The 18,498-nt window shown below is 42.7% G+C and carries 16 protein-coding genes and 1 other RNA gene; all 17 read left to right on the top strand.

The genetic code is table 11. The features are described 5' to 3' along the window. Nucleotides 1-15: 15 nt before the first annotated feature. The 17 genes from Q5873_RS00310 (at nt 16) to Q5873_RS00230 (ending at nt 18,430) form a co-directional block, all read left to right on the top strand. On the top strand, nt 16-1,437 hold the full coding sequence (locus Q5873_RS00310; protein WP_303058840.1) for an Rne/Rng family ribonuclease: 1,422 nt from the start codon (nt 16-18) through the stop codon (nt 1,435-1,437). A 200-nt stretch (nt 1,438-1,637) separates the two neighbouring features. After that, on the top strand, nt 1,638-2,201 hold the full coding sequence (locus Q5873_RS00305; protein WP_303058839.1) for a manganese efflux pump MntP: 564 nt from the start codon (nt 1,638-1,640) through the stop codon (nt 2,199-2,201). 154 nt (nt 2,202-2,355) lie between these two features. After that, nucleotides 2,356-2,667, top strand: coding sequence for a 50S ribosomal protein L21 (rplU, locus tag Q5873_RS00300; RefSeq protein WP_028254762.1), 312 nt, complete (start codon nt 2,356-2,358; stop codon nt 2,665-2,667). A gap of 3 nt (nt 2,668-2,670) precedes the next feature. Further along, nucleotides 2,671-2,985, top strand: a complete 315-nt coding sequence (locus tag Q5873_RS00295) for a ribosomal-processing cysteine protease Prp (protein WP_303058838.1) — start codon at nt 2,671-2,673, stop codon at nt 2,983-2,985. A gap of 12 nt (nt 2,986-2,997) precedes the next feature. Continuing rightward, nucleotides 2,998-3,282 (top strand): 50S ribosomal protein L27, encoded by a 285-nt coding sequence (gene rpmA, locus Q5873_RS00290; RefSeq protein ID WP_004696430.1) that lies wholly within the window; start codon nt 2,998-3,000, stop codon nt 3,280-3,282. 259 nt (nt 3,283-3,541) lie between these two features. Then, the gene (gene hydG, locus Q5873_RS00285) at nt 3,542-4,960 is read left to right on the top strand and encodes a [FeFe] hydrogenase H-cluster radical SAM maturase HydG (RefSeq protein WP_205087445.1); all 1,419 of its coding nucleotides are present in this window, start codon (nt 3,542-3,544) and stop codon (nt 4,958-4,960) included. A gap of 324 nt (nt 4,961-5,284) precedes the next feature. Further along, on the top strand, nt 5,285-7,276 hold the full coding sequence (gene recJ / locus Q5873_RS00280; protein WP_303058837.1) for a single-stranded-DNA-specific exonuclease RecJ: 1,992 nt from the start codon (nt 5,285-5,287) through the stop codon (nt 7,274-7,276). A 12-nt stretch (nt 7,277-7,288) separates the two neighbouring features. Then, nucleotides 7,289-9,526: a RelA/SpoT family protein gene (locus tag Q5873_RS00275; RefSeq protein ID WP_288759417.1), complete on the top strand. Its 2,238-nt coding sequence runs from the start codon at nt 7,289-7,291 to the stop codon at nt 9,524-9,526. After that, nucleotides 9,526-9,975, top strand: coding sequence for a D-aminoacyl-tRNA deacylase (gene dtd, locus Q5873_RS00270; protein ID WP_303058836.1), 450 nt, complete (start codon nt 9,526-9,528; stop codon nt 9,973-9,975). Before Q5873_RS00275 ends, dtd begins: the two co-directional genes overlap by 1 nt. 22 nt (nt 9,976-9,997) lie before the next feature. Then, on the top strand, nt 9,998-10,618 hold the full coding sequence (locus tag Q5873_RS00265) for an MBL fold metallo-hydrolase (RefSeq protein WP_303058835.1): 621 nt from the start codon (nt 9,998-10,000) through the stop codon (nt 10,616-10,618). Between the two features lie 11 nt (nt 10,619-10,629). Next, the gene (locus tag Q5873_RS00260; protein ID WP_288190968.1) at nt 10,630-11,694 is read left to right on the top strand and encodes an AI-2E family transporter; all 1,065 of its coding nucleotides are present in this window, start codon (nt 10,630-10,632) and stop codon (nt 11,692-11,694) included. Then, nucleotides 11,691-12,164 (top strand): Fur family transcriptional regulator, encoded by a 474-nt coding sequence (locus Q5873_RS00255; RefSeq protein WP_028254754.1) that lies wholly within the window; start codon nt 11,691-11,693, stop codon nt 12,162-12,164. The genes Q5873_RS00260 and Q5873_RS00255 overlap by 4 nt, the downstream gene beginning before the upstream one ends. Further along, on the top strand, nt 12,154-13,593 hold the full coding sequence (gene hemZ, locus Q5873_RS00250) for a coproporphyrinogen dehydrogenase HemZ (RefSeq protein WP_303058834.1): 1,440 nt from the start codon (nt 12,154-12,156) through the stop codon (nt 13,591-13,593). Before Q5873_RS00255 ends, hemZ begins: the two co-directional genes overlap by 11 nt. 6 nt (nt 13,594-13,599) lie before the next feature. Further along, on the top strand, nt 13,600-14,871 hold the full coding sequence (hisS, locus tag Q5873_RS00245) for a histidine--tRNA ligase (protein ID WP_205087450.1): 1,272 nt from the start codon (nt 13,600-13,602) through the stop codon (nt 14,869-14,871). A gap of 5 nt (nt 14,872-14,876) precedes the next feature. Next, the gene (gene aspS / locus Q5873_RS00240) at nt 14,877-16,673 is read left to right on the top strand and encodes an aspartate--tRNA ligase (protein ID WP_028254751.1); all 1,797 of its coding nucleotides are present in this window, start codon (nt 14,877-14,879) and stop codon (nt 16,671-16,673) included. Between the two features lie 153 nt (nt 16,674-16,826). Further along, nucleotides 16,827-16,999, top strand: a non-coding RNA gene (ssrS, locus tag Q5873_RS00235) — 6S RNA. 123 nt (nt 17,000-17,122) lie between these two features. Beyond that, entirely contained in the window at nt 17,123-18,430 is a 1,308-nt protein-coding gene (locus Q5873_RS00230; RefSeq protein WP_303059002.1) for a replication-associated recombination protein A, read from the top strand. The last annotated feature ends 68 nt before the right edge of the window (nt 18,431-18,498 follow it).

Genomic DNA, 18,498 nt, shown 5'->3' with positions numbered 1-18,498 from the left:
GAAAGGAGGTGTAGTATGAAGCGAATCATAATTACTACGATGCCTGAAGAAAGTCGCATCGCCATTACGGATGAAGCGGGGGTATTAACCGATATATTATATGAGCGTCCGGAAGCAACACACACGGTTAATCATATCTATAAAGGTGTCGTGCGCAATGTATTGCCCGGTATGGCATCCGCTTTTGTTGACATCGGTCGTGGGCAAAATGCATATTTAAACTTAAAGCATGGTAAGCAAACACGAGAAATGGGCAAGCTCTTCGTGGGACAGGTTATTATGGTGCAAGCGGTAAAGGAAGAGATGCGCGGCAAAGGAATACGTGTTAGTGCGGACATTAGTTTGGCCGGTCGCTTCATGGTACTACTTCCTTACTCAAAGGGCATTCATATTTCTAAAAAAATTACCGAAACTGCACGACGACAGGCCCTTGAGTCTATGGCAGCACCGTATTTGGCAAGAGGCTGTGGCTTCATATTGCGAACGGCCGCAGCCGATGCAAAGGAAGAGGATATTGCAGCCGATATGGAATTCTTATGGCAAACATGGGAACAATTGCAGCGGCGTTTTGCAGTGGCAAAAAATGGAACGGAGATTTACAGTGATGCCGATGTATGGTTACGGTTGTTGCGCGATTACGTAGGGCGTGGTGAAACGGAAATTGTAGCAGATGATGAGGCGGTAGTTCAACATTTAGGAGAATTATGCCGTAATATGGCGGCTATGAGCAATGTTGTAATCCGTTATGTGGAAAGCAAAGAGGACATTTTTAAGCATTACGAAATAGATACCCAAATCGAGGCATTGGTAAGTAATCGCGTAGAGTTGCCATCCGGTGGATTTTTACAAATTGATTATACGGAGGCCTTGACCGTTATTGATGTTAACTCAGGACATTTTACCGGCGGAAATCCCGGTGAAACAGCGCGGATTGTCAATATGGAAGCAGGCGATGCGATTTGTCGACAGTTGCGTTTGCGCGATATTGGGGGTATCATCTTATGTGACTTTATAGATATGCCTAAAAAAGAGCAACGTGAAGCATTGATAGCCTATCTGACTAAGCGGGTACGCTATGATCGCGTTAAAACTGTGGTTTGTGGTATTACATCACTGGGACTGGTGGAAATGACACGCAAGCGGGAGCGACAAGGATTACAGAGCGTGCTGTTTGATACGTGCTCTCACTGTGGTGGCAGTGGCACGGTTTTATCTGCGCAGACGGTCTATTTACAGATTTTGCGACGCCTTCGTCAGTTATCTCGTTCGGGACGACTTAAGACTGATATTATGATCACAGTGCATCCTGAAGTAGGCGCATGTTTTACAAAAGGTGTTTTGAAAGAGCTGCATCAAGAACTGCAGCGTGATATACGTGTTGAATGTGATGCCGTATTGCATCGCGAAGCATATTCTCTATTGGCCGTGAATGAATGAGGCAGTATCCTACTATTTGATGATACTTGTTGAAATATAGGATGAAATGCTACAGACAAGTATTGGAAATAACAGGAACGATGAATATAATTTACACCTTGAAGATACTTGGTGTAGTAAGCAGATGCAAGGTGCTATAAAAGGACTATGATAGTTCAAGAGTAGAGATATAAGTATATAGCTTGGAGTGAAGACGAGTAATGAGTGGTTTTGAAATTGTATTGTTAGCGGTGGGATTGGCCATGGATGCCTTCGCGGTTTCAGTAGCCAAAGCACCTTGTATCGGGCCTAAGGAACAGTATAAGAAGGTAGTATTACCTTTCTTATTTGGGCTTTTTCAGATGGGAATGCCTATTATAGGTTGGCTGGTAGGTGCGCAATTAGCTGATATTATCAGTGAATACGATCACTGGATTATTTTTGCACTCCTTGGATATCTTGGTATAAATATGATTCGCGAGGCTTATCATAAGGATGCTGCTGACGATATATGTCTTTTCATGGATTGGAAGGAAATGCTGATGTTGGCACTGGCTACTAGTATTGATGCATTGGCAATAGGTATTACTTTGGCCTTTTTATCAGTCAATGTACTTTGGGCATCCAGTATTATAGGAATCATTACATTTGGTATTTCATTAGTCGGTATTTATTTGGGGCATCAATTGGCAAAGCTGTTGCGGGGACGAGCAGAGGTTATTGGTGGCATCGTATTAGTTCTTATTGGAACTAAGATTTTATTGCAGCATTTGGGGATTATTTAAAGGACGATTCTTGACAGAACCGTCCTTTTTTGCTATATTTATTAAGTCGTAGTTTGGGTACGCCTAAGCTATTGCAGCCGCATGGAAGGGTAGTAAATTCCGACTCCACGTCGGGTACCGTATTCAGCGAGTTCGAAAACAAGGAGGTGTCACAATGTACGCAATCATTAAAACCGGTGGTAAACAGTATCGCGTTGCAGAAGGCGATGTTATTACCATTGAAAAATTGGAAGCTGCTGCTGAAGCAACCGTAACGTTTGACGAAGTATTAACTGTTGTTAACGACGGTGATGTTAAAGTAGGCGCTCCGCTTGTGGACGGTGCAAAGGTTACAGGTACTGTACTTGAACATGGTAAGGCTAAAAAGATTTTGGTTTTCAAATACAAAGCTAAATCTAATTATCGTCGTCGCCAGGGTCATCGTCAGCCGTTCACTAAAGTTCGCATTGACTCCATCCAGGCATAAGCTATGATTTCGATTGTAGTTGATCGTGATGCGGAAGGCCTCGTCCGGGCCTGTCAAATTTCCGGTCATGCCGGGTATGATGTAGCGGGCTATGACATAGTGTGTGCTGCTGTATCAGCCTTGTCTTGTACGGCTATTGTCGGACTTGAGCAAGTAGCGAAACAGAAGGGACACTATTCGAACGGCGAAGGTCAGTGCCGGATTGAGCTTTCCGGTCTTATAACGGAAAGCGGACAAGCTATATTGGAGACAATGATTCTCGGTCTTTCTGAAATCAGTCGTCAGTATAGTGAATTTGTAAAAGTTAGTGAAACGTAGGAGGTGAACACAATGTTTACTTTTGATTTGCAGTTATTTGCGCATAAGAAAGGTGTATCCAGTACACGTAATGGTCGCGATAGCGAATCCAAACGTCTTGGTGTGAAATGCCATGATGGTTCCATCGTTAAGAGCGGTAACATCATCGTTCGTCAGCGCGGAACTCATTTCCATCCGGGTACCAACGTTGGTATCGGTAAAGACGACACATTGTTTGCATTGGTTCCGGGCAAGGTTGCCTTTGAACGTGCAGGTCGTTATAACCGTAAAGTAAGCGTTTACCCTGTAGAAGCGTAAAAGCATATACACTGGAGCCGAAGGCTAAGGTCTTCGGCTCTTTTTGCGTGTAATTGTAGCTACAGTCATTCACAAAATTATCTAAATGAGGTATACTTAGTACATATCCGGTGAAATGGGTATGATATAAGTTTTATGCATAATTATAATACCCTGATGAGGATCATTGGGGTGGTAATCGGTATGTAAGCTGCTAATGGCATTAACAGGTACATGGCTGAATATCGGGTTTTATGCACTGAGAGTAAAGGAGATACGTATGTATGATGTTCGCTCCTCAAAAGCAGAGGAATTTATTAATCATGAAGAAATTTTAGATACCTTAGCCTATGCAAAAGCCAATAAAGAGAACAGAGAGCTTCTTGATCAAATTTTAGCTAAGGCGGCAACTTACAAGGGATTGAATCACCGAGAAGCCGCTGTATTACTAGAATGTCCGTTGCCTGAGTACAAGGAAAAGCTCTTTGCTTTGGCGAAAGAAATTAAGCAGAAAATCTATGGTGACCGTATTGTTCTTTTTGCGCCGCTGTATTTATCCAATTACTGCGTTAATGGCTGTGTATATTGCCCTTACCATGCAAAGAATCGTCATATTTCTCGCAAAAAATTGACGCAGGAACAAGTACGGGAAGAAGTTATGGCTTTGGAAGCTATGGGTCATAAACGTATTGTTATCGAAGCCGGTGAAGATCCGATTAATAATCCGCTTGAATATATCTTGGATTGTATTAAAACTATTTATAGTATAAAAAATAAAAATGGTGAAATTCGTCGCGTAAATGTAAATATTGCTGCTTGCGAAGTAGAAGATTATAAGAAGCTTCATGAAGTAGGCATTGGTACTTATACACTCTTCCAAGAAACCTATAACAAAGAAAATTATGAAATGCTTCATCCTCATGGTCCTAAGAGTAATTATGCTTACCACACGGAAGCTATGGACCGCGCTATGCAGGGTGGTATTGATGATGTAGGTATTGGAGTATTGTATGGACTTGAACATTATCGCTACGATTTTGTGGGATTGCTGATGCATGCGGAACATTTGGAAGCCGTTTTTGGTGTAGGTCCGCATACAATTAGCGTACCGCGCATTTGCCCAGCTGATGATATTGATGTGGATGATTTCAGCAATGCTGTGCCGGATGATATTTTTGAAAAAATTGTAGCTTTGATTCGCGTATCTACACCGTACACGGGAATGATTATGTCTACTCGCGAAAGTAAACGCATGCGTGAACGTGGTTTGGCATTGGGAATTTCGCAAATCAGCGGTGGATCCCGTACTAGTGTAGGCGGTTATGCCGAAGAAGAGTTGCCTGATGATAACTCGGCACAGTTTGATACCAGTGACCGTCGTTCCTTGGATGAGATTGTCGAATGGTTATTAGGCCTTGGTTATGTACCAAGCTTCTGTACGGCTTGTTATCGAGCAGGGCGTACAGGTGATCGCTTCATGGCATTGGCTAAAAGTGGTCAGATTTCCAATTGTTGTCAGCCTAATGCGTTGATGACGTTGAAGGAATATCTGTTAGACTATGCAACAGACGAAACAACCGAAGTGGGGCAACGCGTAATTGATAAGCAACTAGCATCTATTAAGAATGAAAAGGTTAAGGAAACAGCCCGTAATTACATTGCACAAATGGAAGATGGGGAACGCGATTTCCGTTTTTAATAGATGGTTGGAAAAGATATAAAAATATGTAATGGCCAATTCCGGAGAATGCACCAACTAATGATAGTGCAGGAGCTGTTATAAAACAATACAGTTAGTTCTGGCAATATAACAGAATATATACCAATGAATAGAAAATGAGTGGTGATTCTAAATGATAACCACTCATTTTTTATTATCTGGTGAAGTAATGATGGAATACGAAAATATGGGCTTTTATTAGGAAGTTGAATGGTGTATAATGTACCTATATTGATAATGATAATAGACTAGCGAAGAAAAAAGTGGTTTCGAGGATTCGAAATAGATGAGGCAGTGAGATATATGAAGCAGAGTAAAGAGAGGCGGTGGCGAATCGCTACCGGTGATACGGCAGAGGAAGAACGCTTAGTGCGAGAAATCGGTGTGTACCCGGTGGTGGCAAAGTTACTGGTAAATAGAGGTTTAGGGTCTGTAAAGGACGCGGCAGCATTTTTAAGAGGGACCATGGATGAGTTGCCGGATCCGTTTGGACTCAAGGGGATGGAAAAAGCAGTAGCCACTATAGAAGAGGCTATAACGAACAAGGTTCCTATTGTTGTTTATGGAGATTATGATGTGGATGGTATTACAGCCACATCGTTGCTGTATCGTTTTTTGAAACGCTGCGAAGCAGATGTTACCTACTATATTCCTGAACGACAAAGTGAAGGATATGGTCTAAATGAGGAAGCATTAGAACATATTATAGAACGGGGTGTTGGACTGGTAGTTACAGTGGATTGTGGAATCAGTTCTTATGATATTGTGGAAGGTGCCCGCCAGCGTTTACAGATGATTATAACTGACCATCATAATGCGCCGGATCAAATACCACGGGCTGCTGCCGTGGTCAATCCGAAACAACCGGGGTGCATGTATGAGGACAAGAACCTGTCCGGAGTTGGAGTGGCATTCAAATTATGCCAAGCGATCTGGCACCGGAGGACAGGATTGAGTTATCGGGAAGATTTGGATATCGTGGCATTGGGGACAATAGCCGATGTGGTTCCGCTGGTAGGTGAGAATCGTATTATTGTTAGAGAAGGACTTCGCAAGATGGAAGAATCTCCCAACTTAGGTATTGAAGCGCTTGTCAAAGTAGCTGGCTTGGAGGGGCGAAAGCTTAATGCAGGGCATATCGGATTTACTTTAGCTCCGAGACTTAATGCAGCCGGGCGCGTGACACATGCTACGCGAGCCGTTGAGCTGTTAACAACGACAGATCCACAGGCAGCGGTGGCCATTGCAGAGGAGTTACAGGCTACAAATACAGAACGGCAGATGATCGAACGCAGTATCTACGAGGAAGCGCATAGAGATGTACTTAATCAAGGTGAGAGTGCTGATAAGGTTATTGTTGTTGCCGGTGAGGAATGGCATCCCGGAGTTATCGGCATTGTGGCTTCACGATTGGTAGAGGAATTTTATCGGCCCACATTGGTTATAAGTGTTCATGATGGTGTTGGCAAAGGATCATGTCGCAGTATTGAAAACTGTAATATCTATGAGGCACTAAAATCAGCAGAGGATTTATTAATACAGTTTGGCGGACATAGACAGGCGGCAGGTTTTAGTATTGCCGTAGAAAATATTCCGGCATTGCGGGAACGATTGACAGCGTATTGTGAAGAGCATCTTAGCAGTGAAGATTATGTGCCGATTGTCGATATTGATGCATTGTTGGAAACAGAGGAAATTACCGTAGAACTGGTTGATCAAATCGAAACGTTGGAGCCGTACGGTATGGGAAACAGTACGCCTGTATTTGCACTGCCTAAAGTTACCGTTCGTGATGTGTATTTAATGGGGCAGCAAAAAAATCATTGTAAGATTTTATTGGACACTGAAGGGGCTCCTTTAGATGCCATCGCATGGCAGGGGGAAGCATATCATCGCGAGATATTCCCTAATCAAACGGTTAAAATGGCAGTTACGTTACAAAAGAATGAATGGCAAGGCAGGATTTCTCCTCAGTTGGTCATACAAGATGTATCTCCATTGGAAAGACAAAGAGCTCGTTTGACAGAAAATGGTTTGCGTGAGATGTATCTGGTGGTTAAATCAGTATTTCGCAGTGCTACCGCGCCGCGATATATTGTTGAAAATGAGGTAATTCACCGTCATCCGGCCAATCAGTCGGATCGAGAGGCTATTTTGTCTTTGGATGTATTTAAAGAGTTAGGCATATTAAAAGAAGAAACATCACCGGATGGTATGATGCTGTACCGTTGGTGTCATATAAAAGAAAAGCTAGAGTTAATTACTTCATTAACATTCTTGAAGTATAGCTCGTAGGAGGTGTGTTATATGGCAGAAAATGAAGAAGGCAAGGTACTGGTTGAGAACAGCACCTTTAATAAAGAAGAAGCCTTGGGGCGTTTAATGGATATCGTGAAATCCTATTTAGATGATGCCGATTGTGAACGCATTATGGAGGCGTTTCGATTAGCTGATAAAGCACATGCGCCTCAGAAGCGTGCCTCCGGGGAGCCGTACATTCTGCATCCATTGGCAGTCGCTACCATTTTGGCGCATCTACAGATTGATGCGACTACAGTTATTGCGGCTTTACTGCACGATGTGGTAGAAGATACGGAATACACGTTAGAGCAAATCGAAGAGATGTTCGGTAAGGATGTAGCATTTTTGGTTGATGGCGTGACGAAGTTAAATCAGTTTCAATATCAGACAAAAGAAGATCAACAGCTGGAAAATTACCGTAAGATGATATTGGCGATGGCTAAGGATGTGCGTGTTGTTGTTATAAAATTGGGTGATAGATTACATAACATGCGCACGCTGAAGCATATGCGCAGTGATAAACAAAAACGCATTGCTAAGGAAACGCTGGAAATTTTTGCGCCATTGGCCCATCGTTTAGGGATTTTCAATATTAAATGGGAGTTAGAGGATTTATCATTCCGTTACTTGGAACCGGACAAGTACTATGATCTGGTTGAGCAGATGAAAGAAAAACGCAAAGCCAGAGAAGAAATCGTTAATGATACAATGGTACAGTTAAAAAAGGCTTTGGAAGAAGCACATATTAAGGCAGATGTAAAAGGGCGCCCAAAGCATTTTTATAGTATCTACAAAAAAATGAAGAAGGATAACCGTGATTTATCGCAGATTTATGATTTATATGCGGTGCGTGTTATCGTTGATACAATTCCCGATTGCTATGCCGTGTTGGGGATTGCCCATAGTTTATGGAAGCCGTTGCCATATCGTTTTAAAGATTATATTGCTATGCCGAAATCAAATATGTATCAGTCGTTGCATACCACAGTTATAGGCACGATGGGACACTCCGTCGAAATACAAATTCGAACTTGGGAAATGCATCGTGTATCCGAGTATGGTGTAGCGGCACATTGGCGTTACAAAGAAGGTAATAAAGGTGGCGACAAGGATTTTGATCAAAAAGTAGGGTGGCTTCGCCAAGTATTGGAATGGCAGGATGCCAGCAACCCGAAGGAATTAGTGAATGCTCTTAAATTAGACGTGTTCTCCGGCGAAGTTTTCGTATTTACACCGCGCGGCGATGTGATGAAGCTTCCCAAGGGGGCCGTACCGTTAGACTTTGCCTACCGTATTCATACCGATGTGGGACATCAATGTGTAGGGGCAAAGGTAAATGGTAAAATTGTATCTTTGGATTATACTTTGCAAAATGGCGACATTGTAGATATCATTACGTCGAAAAACGGTAAGCCGAGCTTAGATTGGTTGAATATTGTAGGTTCTACGGAAAGTAAGAGCAAAATCCGTAATTGGTTTAAAAAGGAAAACCGAGAAGAGAATATCGTCAAAGGACGCGAGTTGTTAGAAAAAGAGGCAAAGCGTCTTAACTATGATTGGAAAGCGCTCAACAAGTCGGGACGTATGGAGCAAATCGCTAAATCATTAAATGCGGGTAGCGAAACGGAACTGTTATCAGCCGTAGGTTATGGCGGCGTGCCGGTTAACTCCGTATTACTTCGCTTGATTGATATGTATAAACGAGATCAGGCAAAAGAAGATAATCGTAAAGATACGATGGCTATGCTCGAAAAATTGAAGAGCCATGAACCGGTACGTAAGAAAAGTAGCAATGGGATTTTGGTCAAAGGCGAAGCTGATGTAATGGTTCGAATGGCGCGTTGCTGTAATCCGGTGCCGGGCGATGAAATTATTGGTTATATTACGCGAGGGCGCGGTGTTTCCGTCCATCGCGCGGATTGTCCGAATATTGGTCATACTCCGGAAGATGTGGAGCGCATGATAGAAGTTTCTTGGGATGGGGCAACAAGTGATAATTTCCAGGTGGCTATCGATATTATGGCCTATGATCGCGGCGGTATGCTTATGGAAATCATGGCTACCTTGTCGGAGATGAAAATCAACATTGTCAATATTAATGCTAAAGTAGATGATACAAAGAATGCACATATCTCAATGATTATAGAAATTAGAGACTTGTCACAGCTTGATTTTGTAATGACAAAAGTGCGGCGTATTCGTGATGTATACACGGTACAGCGTGCCAATAACGGAGGTGCGTAATGCGGGCAGTTATACAGCGTGTTACTGATGCCAGGGTAACGGTGGAAGGTGATGTTACTGGAGCTATCGAGCAAGGACTGGTAGTTCTGCTCGGTGTAGGAAAAGAGGATAACGGCAAAGATGTGGCGTATCTGGCAGAGAAGGTATGTAATCTCAGGATTTTTGAAGACGAAAATGAAAAAATGAATTTATCTCTTCGTGATATCGGCGGTTCATTATTAGTCGTCTCACAGTTTACCTTATATGGTGATGTGCGTAAGGGACGACGCCCGGGTTTTGAAGGGGCAGCTTCACCGGACAGAGCGAATGCGTTATACGAAGAGTTTGTAGAAGCCTGTCAGGCATTGGGTGTCAAGGTAGATACCGGCAAATTTCAGACGCATATGCAAGTTGCCTTAGTTAATGATGGGCCGGTTACTATTTTGTTAGATAGTAAGAAATTATTTTAATGCTGTGCATGAGGTAATGTGTATGAAGCTTTATAGAATGCCCTTGGGAATGTTGGGCACGAATTGCTATATTGTTGTGGATGAACAAAGCAATCAATGTTTGGTAGTTGATCCGGGTTCGGACGGTGAACATGTAGTAGAGGTACTGCAAGAAAAAAAATTAAATCCTTTAGGTGTGGTTCTAACGCACGGACATAGTGATCATATCGGTGGCATACAGCCGATAGTGGATGCCTATCATTGTCCGATTTATGTGCATAAAAAGGATGAACCCTTTTTGACGGACAGTCGATTGAATCTGAGTGTGTATAGTGGTAGTACTGTAGAAGCGCATGGTAAAGTTCGTCATGTCAAGGAGAGCGATATTCTTTCTTGTGGTAGTTTATCTTTTCGAGTAATTGAAACGCCGGGACATACACCGGGTGGCGTGTGCTATTACGGGGAAGGAGTTTTATTGGCCGGAGATACTCTCTTTAGGGAGTCTGTGGGGCGTACAGATTTTCCCGGTGGATCGTTTGATGATTTGGCGGCAGCTGTCAGTGAGAAGCTATTTCCCCTACCGGAAGAAACGGTCGTATACCCGGGGCATGGTCCGGAAACAACGATAGCACATGAGAAAGAATATAATCCTTTTGTGCGATAGGTGGTGAAACTATGGTACAGCGATCGACCCAATACTGGTTACGCTTGCTATTGCTGGTCGCTGGTGTAGCATTGCTTATCTGGGTTACGCCAGTGACCTTACCGTTGCTACTGGCGTTAGTACTTACTGTAATTCTTTTGCCGGTAGTCAATGGTATTCAAGATTATACGCGGAAAAGAGTGGGGTTGAAATGGTTTCCACGGAGCCTAGCCATTTTGCCGGCTTTCTTATTGGTAGCGTTGGCGACAGTAGTTATTATTCAATATATTATTGTCCCATTTTTGGTAGAATTTACAAAGCTGTTAAATAATTTGCCGATACTTATTAATCAGCTTCTTCATGTATGGAAAGAAACACAAGCGCAATATGCGCTGGTGTTACCGCCGGAGATAAACGGGCTTATTGGGAGTACGTTGAATAAAATAGGAAATTATAGCGTTGATCTAGCTCAGCGTGGGATTTTTGCTATCGTATCGTTGGCAACGACATTATTACAGCTGTTACTAGTACCCATCATGACTTTTTACTTACTGAAGGATGGGCGTATATTGAAACAACGTATGGTTTCTATCTTTTCAGAACCGATAGCTTCACATTTGGATGAGATTGTTAATCAAGTACATCATACGATGGGTGGCTATTTGCGAGGGCAATTGGTACTGGCGACTAATATGTTTTGTATTATTTCCGTGGTGGCGTACATTTTTGATTTACCATATCCTTTAGTTTTGGCATTGTTAGCCGGTATAGCTGAATGGATTCCCATTATAGGGCCTATTGCGGCGGCATTGCCGGCTATTATTCTAGCAGCTTTGAGTAGTGGTACATTAGCTTTACAAGTTATGATTACTTATATGGTAATTCAATTAATTGATGGACAAATTATTATGCCGAAGATTATGGGCCGTGTCATTAAACTACATCCTTTGGTAATTATTACAGTTATTTTTATCGGAGGATATCTATACGGTATTATCGGCATGATGACGGCGGTTCCTATTACCGCTATTTTACAAATTGTTATCAATAAACTTTGGTATTTTAATCAGTATTACAAAAAGGATGGAGCGTTATGAACACAACATTAGAAAAATTAAAAGAACGTATTAAAGACAAGAAATATAAATTAACCACGCAGCGACAAACCATTTTACAGGCGTTCATTGATGCGGAAGAAAAGCATCTCAGTGCAGAAGATGTATATGTACTGGTAAAAGCAGTGGCACCGGATATCGGCTTGGCAACAATTTATAGAACATTGGATTTATTTACGGAATTGGATTTGTTAAAGCGTCTTGATTTTGGAGATGGTCGTAATCGTTACGAGTTGAATGATGAAGAATTCTCTCATTTCCATCATCACTTAATCTGCGTGAAATGTGGTTGTGTCAAAGAATTTGAAGACGATATGTTGGAAACCTTGGAATCTATTATCGCAAAAAAATTAAACTTCCGTACTATTGACCATCAGCTCAAAGTGTATGGTTACTGTGGTGAATGTCAGGAAAAAATGAAAGAGGAAGAAGAAGCGCGCAATGCACAATAAGTATCATTACGAAGGGCCGTTACCGCTAGGATCGGTAGTAGCTCATAATTGTGCTGGTGCCGGACTGTTTGTTGCTACTCACGGTGAGGAGGTAGCATGGCGTCTAACGGGTTCGGAAGAAAATGGTTTCTACACACTTTGCATAGTTGGACCGAATCAACAGACAAAGCGTTTTTCCTCGGAGGCTACAGCTGAGGGGCGGCGTATTATTGGACGTGATGTGTTGTATTATTTACGCGAAGCCCAAGGGTTTATCCGCGTGGGAAAGTGGGGTAGTTTAGTCGGCGTACGTCCAACCAAGCTTTTTCACAAATTGTGGGATGAGACAGGTAAAGCGGGAGTAGCGGCACAAATACTGAGGGATAGATATGACATAAGCCTGGAGAAGTTGTCTATATTACAGTCGATTACAGAGTTGCAACGACCATGGGTGGCAGTCGATGAAGAAAGCGATCGACGCATCAGCGTGTATGGTGGAATTCCTTTTTGCGAGAGCCATTGCACATATTGCTCTTTTCCGTTTGGACTTGTACAGCAATACAATAGATTGGATGAATTCGTGCAAGCATTTGTTCAGGATGCTTCACAACTGGCGGCTTTGCAAAGAGAATTTAACCTAAGCGTGGACAGCTTATATATGGGGGGCGGAACTCCGACCAGTTTAAATCATGAAGCATTTGAGAAGGTCGTAGAGGCTTTGGCTATGTTACGCATGGAAGGAAAGGAATTTACCGTGGAGGCTGGTCGCCCTGACTCGGTGACGCCGGAAAAAATAGATACGATGCTTCGACATGGTGTGAATCGCATGAGTATTAATCCGCAAAGTATGCAGGATCATATATTAAAGGCTGTCGGTCGCGCCCACACAGCTGGGGCTGTGGTTGATTTATATGACTATGTACGAGAGCATACCTCTTTGGCAATCAATATGGACTTTATTGCTGGATTGCCACAACAGACAATGTCGGATATGCAGGAAAATATGAAATTCATTTGTCGTACTATGCCGGAAAATGTTACAATTCATACATTGGCATTAAAAAAAGGCAGTCCTCTCTATGATATGAGGGAAACGGCATTGCTACCTGAAGAAAGACAGGTAGAGGAAATGGTTTCTTATGCAGGAGAATACTTGCGTAAGATAGGCTATGTGCCGTATTATCTATACAGACAGAAATATATGACGGGGCAGATGGAAAATATAGGCTATACTCTGCCCGGTTATGCCTGCGAATATAATATTCGTATTATGGAAGAGCGGCAGACAATTGTAGCCGTCGGACCGGGGAGCTCATCGAAATGGATGCGCGCACCGGAATTCCGTCAACTGCAATTGCATACGCCGAAGGATGTGTCGGTTTATATTGATACATTGGATACGCTGTTGGCAAAACGCCGAGAGCGATGTGAACAATTTTGGGAGGCTTGAGGAACGATGGCAATTCAAAAACCGAGAGGAACACAGGATATTTTGCCCAGCACAATAGCAAACTGGCATTATATCGAAGGTCGTATTCGTAAACTTTGTAAGACATATGGCTTTCAGGAAATTCGTACACCTATGTTTGAGGAAACAGGTTTATTTTTGCGTGGTATCGGTGAGACTACCGATGTAGTGCAAAAGGAAATGTATTCATTCCCCACGGGTGACAAAAAGGAGCAAACCTATACATTGCGTCCGGAAAATACCGCATCAGCAGTGCGTGCATACCTGGAAAATAAAATTTACGGTCAAGAAGCATTAACAAAATGGTTCTATATCGGGCCTATGTTCCGTCATGATAAACCGCAGGCAGGACGTTATCGTCAATTTCATCAGTTTGGCGTAGAGGTGTTGGGAACACAGGCGCCGATGGCAGATGCAGAAGTTATTATGTTAGTCTTGCAACTCTTTAAGGATTTTGGTTTGAAAGATTTAAGTGTAGAGGTTAATTCGGTAGGATGCCCGAATTGTCGTCCGGCATATCGTGATAAGCTCATAGCTTTCTTTGAACCGAAGAAAGATCAGCTTTGTGATGACTGTAAATCGCGTCTCTATAAAAATCCGTTGCGCATTTTAGACTGTAAGAATGAAAGTTGTAAGGCATTAACGATAGGTGTTCCGGAAATTCATGAAAATCTTTGTGACGAGTGTCATGATCATTTTGAAGAATTAAAACAATATTTGACAGCAGCCGGGGTTAACTATAATGTGAACCCTCGTTTGGTGCGCGGTTTGGATTATTATACCAAAACAGCCTTTGAAGTGCAGTATGCACCGTTGGGGTCACAAAGTGCAGTGGCTGGTGGCGGTCGTTACGATGGTTTAGTAGAGGAATTAGATGGGCCTCATACACCGGCAGTTGGCTTTGCCATGGGAATGGAACGACTGTTATTAGCTTTGGAAAAACAAGGGTTGTTGCCGGAAGAGGTACAGGAACCATCGGTATTCGTGGTTTCTCTTGGAGATGCCGCCAAAGTAGCAGGCTTTACATTGGTGAAAGAACTTCGTGAACGTTATATTATTGCGGAAACCAGTGGTGAAGCAAAAAGTATGAAAAGCCAATTAAAACATGCTAACAAAATTAATGCAAAATATGTTATTATAGTGGGTGATGACGAATTGGCTCGTCGTGAAGCTATCCTTCGTGATATGGAAAATGGCGAGCAAGAAACCGTAGCTATCGATGCGATAGTAGATCGGGTAACTTCACTAGTGAAAGGATGACAATAATGGAAACAATGAAAGGTTTGCACCGTACCCATGGTTGTGGTACCATCAGCGAAGAACAGGTAGGTAAAGAGGTTGTTCTTTGCGGTTGGGTAGAACGACGTCGCGACCATGGCGGGCTTATCTTTATCGATTTGCGCGACCGTTCCGGGGTTGTACAGATTGTAGCTTCTCCGGATCACAATATGGAATCGTTCCATAAAGCAGAAGATGTGCGCAATGAGTATGTGCTTTGTGTACGCGGTACTATCACTAAGCGTGATGCAGATGCAGTAAATCCGAATTTGGCTACCGGTGCCTATGAAATGTACTGCGAAGAACTTCGTGTCTTGAATAGCTCTAAGACACCGCCGTTCTACATTCAGGATAATGTAGATGTTGATGAAAATATTCGTTTGAAATATCGCTATTTGGATTTACGTCGTCCAGAAATGCAACGTAATTTAATGTTGCGTCACCGTGTGACCAAGGCTATGCGCGATTATTTGGATTCTCGAGATTTCCTTGAAATTGAAACACCGATGTTAACGAAAAGTACACCGGAAGGGGCGCGCGACTACTTAGTACCGTCTCGTGTGAATCCGGGAACTTTTTATGCGTTGCCGCAGTCTCCTCAAATTTTTAAACAAATTTTAATGGTGGCCGGTTATGAAAAATACTTCCAAATTGTTCGTTGTTTCCGTGACGAAGATTTGCGAGCTGACCGTCAGCCGGAATTCACGCAGCTGGATTTGGAAATGAGCTTTGTTGATCAGGAACAAATTTTGGCTCTATTGGAAGGTTTGGTAAAACATGTCTTTAAAGAAGCCATGAATGTAGATGTGGTGACACCGATGCATCGTATTACCTGGGATGAAGCCATGGATAAATACGGTTCCGATAAGCCGGATTTACGATTCGGTATGGAATTTACGAATGTAACAGAATTAGTGAAGGATACAGAATTTAAGGTATTCCGCAGTGTTATTGACAATGGTGGTGTTGTTAAGGGAATCGTAGTTCCGGGAGATGCCGGTATTCCGCGCCGTGAATTGGATGCGTTGGTTGATTACGTAGGACAGTATGGTGCTAAGGGATTGGCCTGGGCATGCTTTAATGAAGACGGCTCTATTAAATCCCAGATTATGAAATTCCTCGGTGAAGATACGATTCGTGCCATTGGTAAAGCCATGAATGCACAGCCTGGTGATTTGGTACTTATGATTGCCGATAAACCTGCCGTAGTAGCCAAAGCATTAGGCGAACTTCGTTTAGAAATGGGACGCCGCATGAATCTTATTGACGAAGATAAGTTGGCATTCACATGGGTAACGGACTTCCCCATGTTCGAATACAGTGAAGAAGAAAAACGTTATGTGGCTATGCACCATCCGTTTACTTCTCCGCGCGAAGAAGATATGGATAAATTAGAAACAGCACCGGGTGATGTAAAAGCAATCGCTTACGATATGGTATTGAACGGTGTCGAAATCGGTGGCGGTAGTATCCGTATTTATCAGTCGGATGTACAGGAACGTGTATTTAAAGCCATTGGGTTATCTGAGGAAGAAAGTCGCCAGAAGTTTGGCTTTATGCTGGATGCCTTCCAGTTTGGTGCGCCTCCGCACGGAGGCTGCGCATTTGGGTTGGATCGCCTTGTTATGCTCATGGCAAAACGACAATCTATTCGGGATGTAATTGCTTTCCCGAAAACACAAAGTGCTTCTGACCTCATGAGCCAAGCTCCGTCCGAAGTAGCACCGAAGCAATTGCGTGAGCTTCACATTAAGACGGATACTACAAAAGAAAAGCTAGTATAATTAAGGTGTCTTGCTGAGAAGCACAGTTCACGGGGCGGGGTGTTGAAAAGAACAATTTGTAATTGTCAAGACCTACACAATATCAAATGAGTATTACTCCATTTGTGAAAAGCCTTGAAAATACTGGATTATTCTGTTAATATAATAGCAAAGATATCCCTGCTGTGTGCGTGTGGTATCGCAGTTTTGAGCCAACATATTAACTTAGGGAGCCTGGACTCTCGTATCGGCGCTACGCCTGTGAAGGACAGCAATGTTATGAGGAGGGCACCCACCTGCCCTTGCAGGATCAAAACGCGGTACATATACGGCATGGTGGGGCTCTTTTTATATGTACTTTGTAAGGTCGCCGTAAGCGACCTTTTTTTGTGCATAATTTAGTAGAAGGACCATTTATAAAAAAATAAAGCGATGAATGGTAATTTGAGAGAGGTGATAAAGATATGGCAATGGACAATCTATTTGCATCGCTGGAAACACATAATTTTGAACCTCTGGCGGTACGTATGAGGCCTACATCACTGGATCATTTTTACGGTCAAGAAAAGGTGGTTGGAAAGGGCAGTTTTTTGCGAGCTATGATTGAGAAGGATACGATACCGTCATTACTTCTTTACGGGCCATCGGGCACAGGTAAGACGACATTAGCGCGGATTATTGCAGAAATGACACATAGTCGTTTCGTTTCATTAAATGCTACCAATACGGGTACAGGTGAATTGCGCAATGTCATTGAGGAGGCACGTAAACATATTCGTGCCTTTCAGCAACGAACGATTTTATTCTTAGATGAAATTCATCGTTTTAATAAAAGTCAACAGGATGTACTCCTACCATGTGTTGAGGATGGTACGATTATTTTAATCGGTGCAACTACAGAAAATCCATTTTTTGAAGTGAATCGTCCGTTGCTGTCCCGTCTGCGATTGCTTACTTTACAAGCATTGTCGCCAAAAGCAGTCGCCAACATACTAAAAAGAGCATTGACAGATGCTGATATAGGGCTGGGCCATCGAAAATTAAAGGCTGAGGAAGACTTATTGGAAGAAATAGGAATTTTTGTCAATGGGGATGCCCGTATGGCTCTCAATATCTTAGAACAAGCGGCGGCTATGATTGAAGATGGCGGTACTATTAATGGAACGGTGTTGGAGCAGGTTATCGGTCGACGCATATACAGCTATGATAAAAAAGGGGATAACCATTACGACACAATTTCAGCGTTCATTAAGAGCATGCGCGGTTCCGATCCACAAGCAACCAGCTATTACTTGGCAAGAATGATAGAAGCCGGCGAAGACCCTAATTTTATTGCAAGGCGTATCGTTATATGCGCAGCAGAAGATGTAGGCTTGGCCGATCCGAATGCTTTGATGGTGGCGAATGCAGCCGCACAGGCATCACATTTGGTGGGTTTTCCAGAAGCACGCATCATTTTATCGGAAGCGGCTTTATATGTAGCGTTAGCTCCTAAAAGTAACAGCGCTTACTTGGCAATCGATAGTGCTATTGCGGCAGTGCGGCATCAAGTAAATGGAGAAGTTCCGTTGCATTTACGGGATACGCATTACAGTGGTGCATCTAAATTAGGACACGGGACCGAATATAGGTATGCACATAATTATCCGAATGGGTATGTAAAGCAACAATACTTACCGAATGAATTAGTAGGGACTGTGTATTATAAGGGAATACAACGAGGAAAAGAAAAAGAAATACTTTTAAATTGGTGCGAACGTACAGGCGAAAAAATATGATGGAGTATAGGTATATTCATTGGTTATGTGCTATAATGGATTGTTGAAGAGATTATAGATTAACGTAA

This window comes from Veillonella magna (genome assembly GCF_959600285.1).
Classification (GTDB): Bacteria; Bacillota; Negativicutes; order Veillonellales; family Veillonellaceae; genus Veillonella_A; species Veillonella_A magna.
Note: the sequence above shows the minus strand (reverse complement) of the source record. Positions and strands in the feature narration are given on the sequence as shown.

What these genes read in the sequence shown, in the direction of transcription:
- Q5873_RS00310 (WP_303058840.1), top strand. Translation starts at nt 16, where the DNA reads ATGAAGCGAATCATAATTACTACGATGCCTGAAGAAAGTCGCATCGCC.
- Q5873_RS00305 (WP_303058839.1), top strand. Translation starts at nt 1,638, where the DNA reads ATGAGTGGTTTTGAAATTGTATTGTTAGCGGTGGGATTGGCCATGGAT.
- rplU (WP_028254762.1), top strand. Translation starts at nt 2,356, where the DNA reads ATGTACGCAATCATTAAAACCGGTGGTAAACAGTATCGCGTTGCAGAA.
- Q5873_RS00295 (WP_303058838.1), top strand. Translation starts at nt 2,671, where the DNA reads ATGATTTCGATTGTAGTTGATCGTGATGCGGAAGGCCTCGTCCGGGCC.
- rpmA (WP_004696430.1), top strand. Translation starts at nt 2,998, where the DNA reads ATGTTTACTTTTGATTTGCAGTTATTTGCGCATAAGAAAGGTGTATCC.
- hydG (WP_205087445.1), top strand. Translation starts at nt 3,542, where the DNA reads ATGTATGATGTTCGCTCCTCAAAAGCAGAGGAATTTATTAATCATGAA.
- recJ (WP_303058837.1), top strand. Translation starts at nt 5,285, where the DNA reads ATGAAGCAGAGTAAAGAGAGGCGGTGGCGAATCGCTACCGGTGATACG.
- Q5873_RS00275 (WP_288759417.1), top strand. Translation starts at nt 7,289, where the DNA reads ATGGCAGAAAATGAAGAAGGCAAGGTACTGGTTGAGAACAGCACCTTT.
- dtd (WP_303058836.1), top strand. Translation starts at nt 9,526, where the DNA reads ATGCGGGCAGTTATACAGCGTGTTACTGATGCCAGGGTAACGGTGGAA.
- Q5873_RS00265 (WP_303058835.1), top strand. Translation starts at nt 9,998, where the DNA reads ATGAAGCTTTATAGAATGCCCTTGGGAATGTTGGGCACGAATTGCTAT.
- Q5873_RS00260 (WP_288190968.1), top strand. Translation starts at nt 10,630, where the DNA reads ATGGTACAGCGATCGACCCAATACTGGTTACGCTTGCTATTGCTGGTC.
- Q5873_RS00255 (WP_028254754.1), top strand. Translation starts at nt 11,691, where the DNA reads ATGAACACAACATTAGAAAAATTAAAAGAACGTATTAAAGACAAGAAA.
- hemZ (WP_303058834.1), top strand. Translation starts at nt 12,154, where the DNA reads ATGCACAATAAGTATCATTACGAAGGGCCGTTACCGCTAGGATCGGTA.
- hisS (WP_205087450.1), top strand. Translation starts at nt 13,600, where the DNA reads ATGGCAATTCAAAAACCGAGAGGAACACAGGATATTTTGCCCAGCACA.
- aspS (WP_028254751.1), top strand. Translation starts at nt 14,877, where the DNA reads ATGGAAACAATGAAAGGTTTGCACCGTACCCATGGTTGTGGTACCATC.
- Q5873_RS00230 (WP_303059002.1), top strand. Translation starts at nt 17,123, where the DNA reads ATGGACAATCTATTTGCATCGCTGGAAACACATAATTTTGAACCTCTG.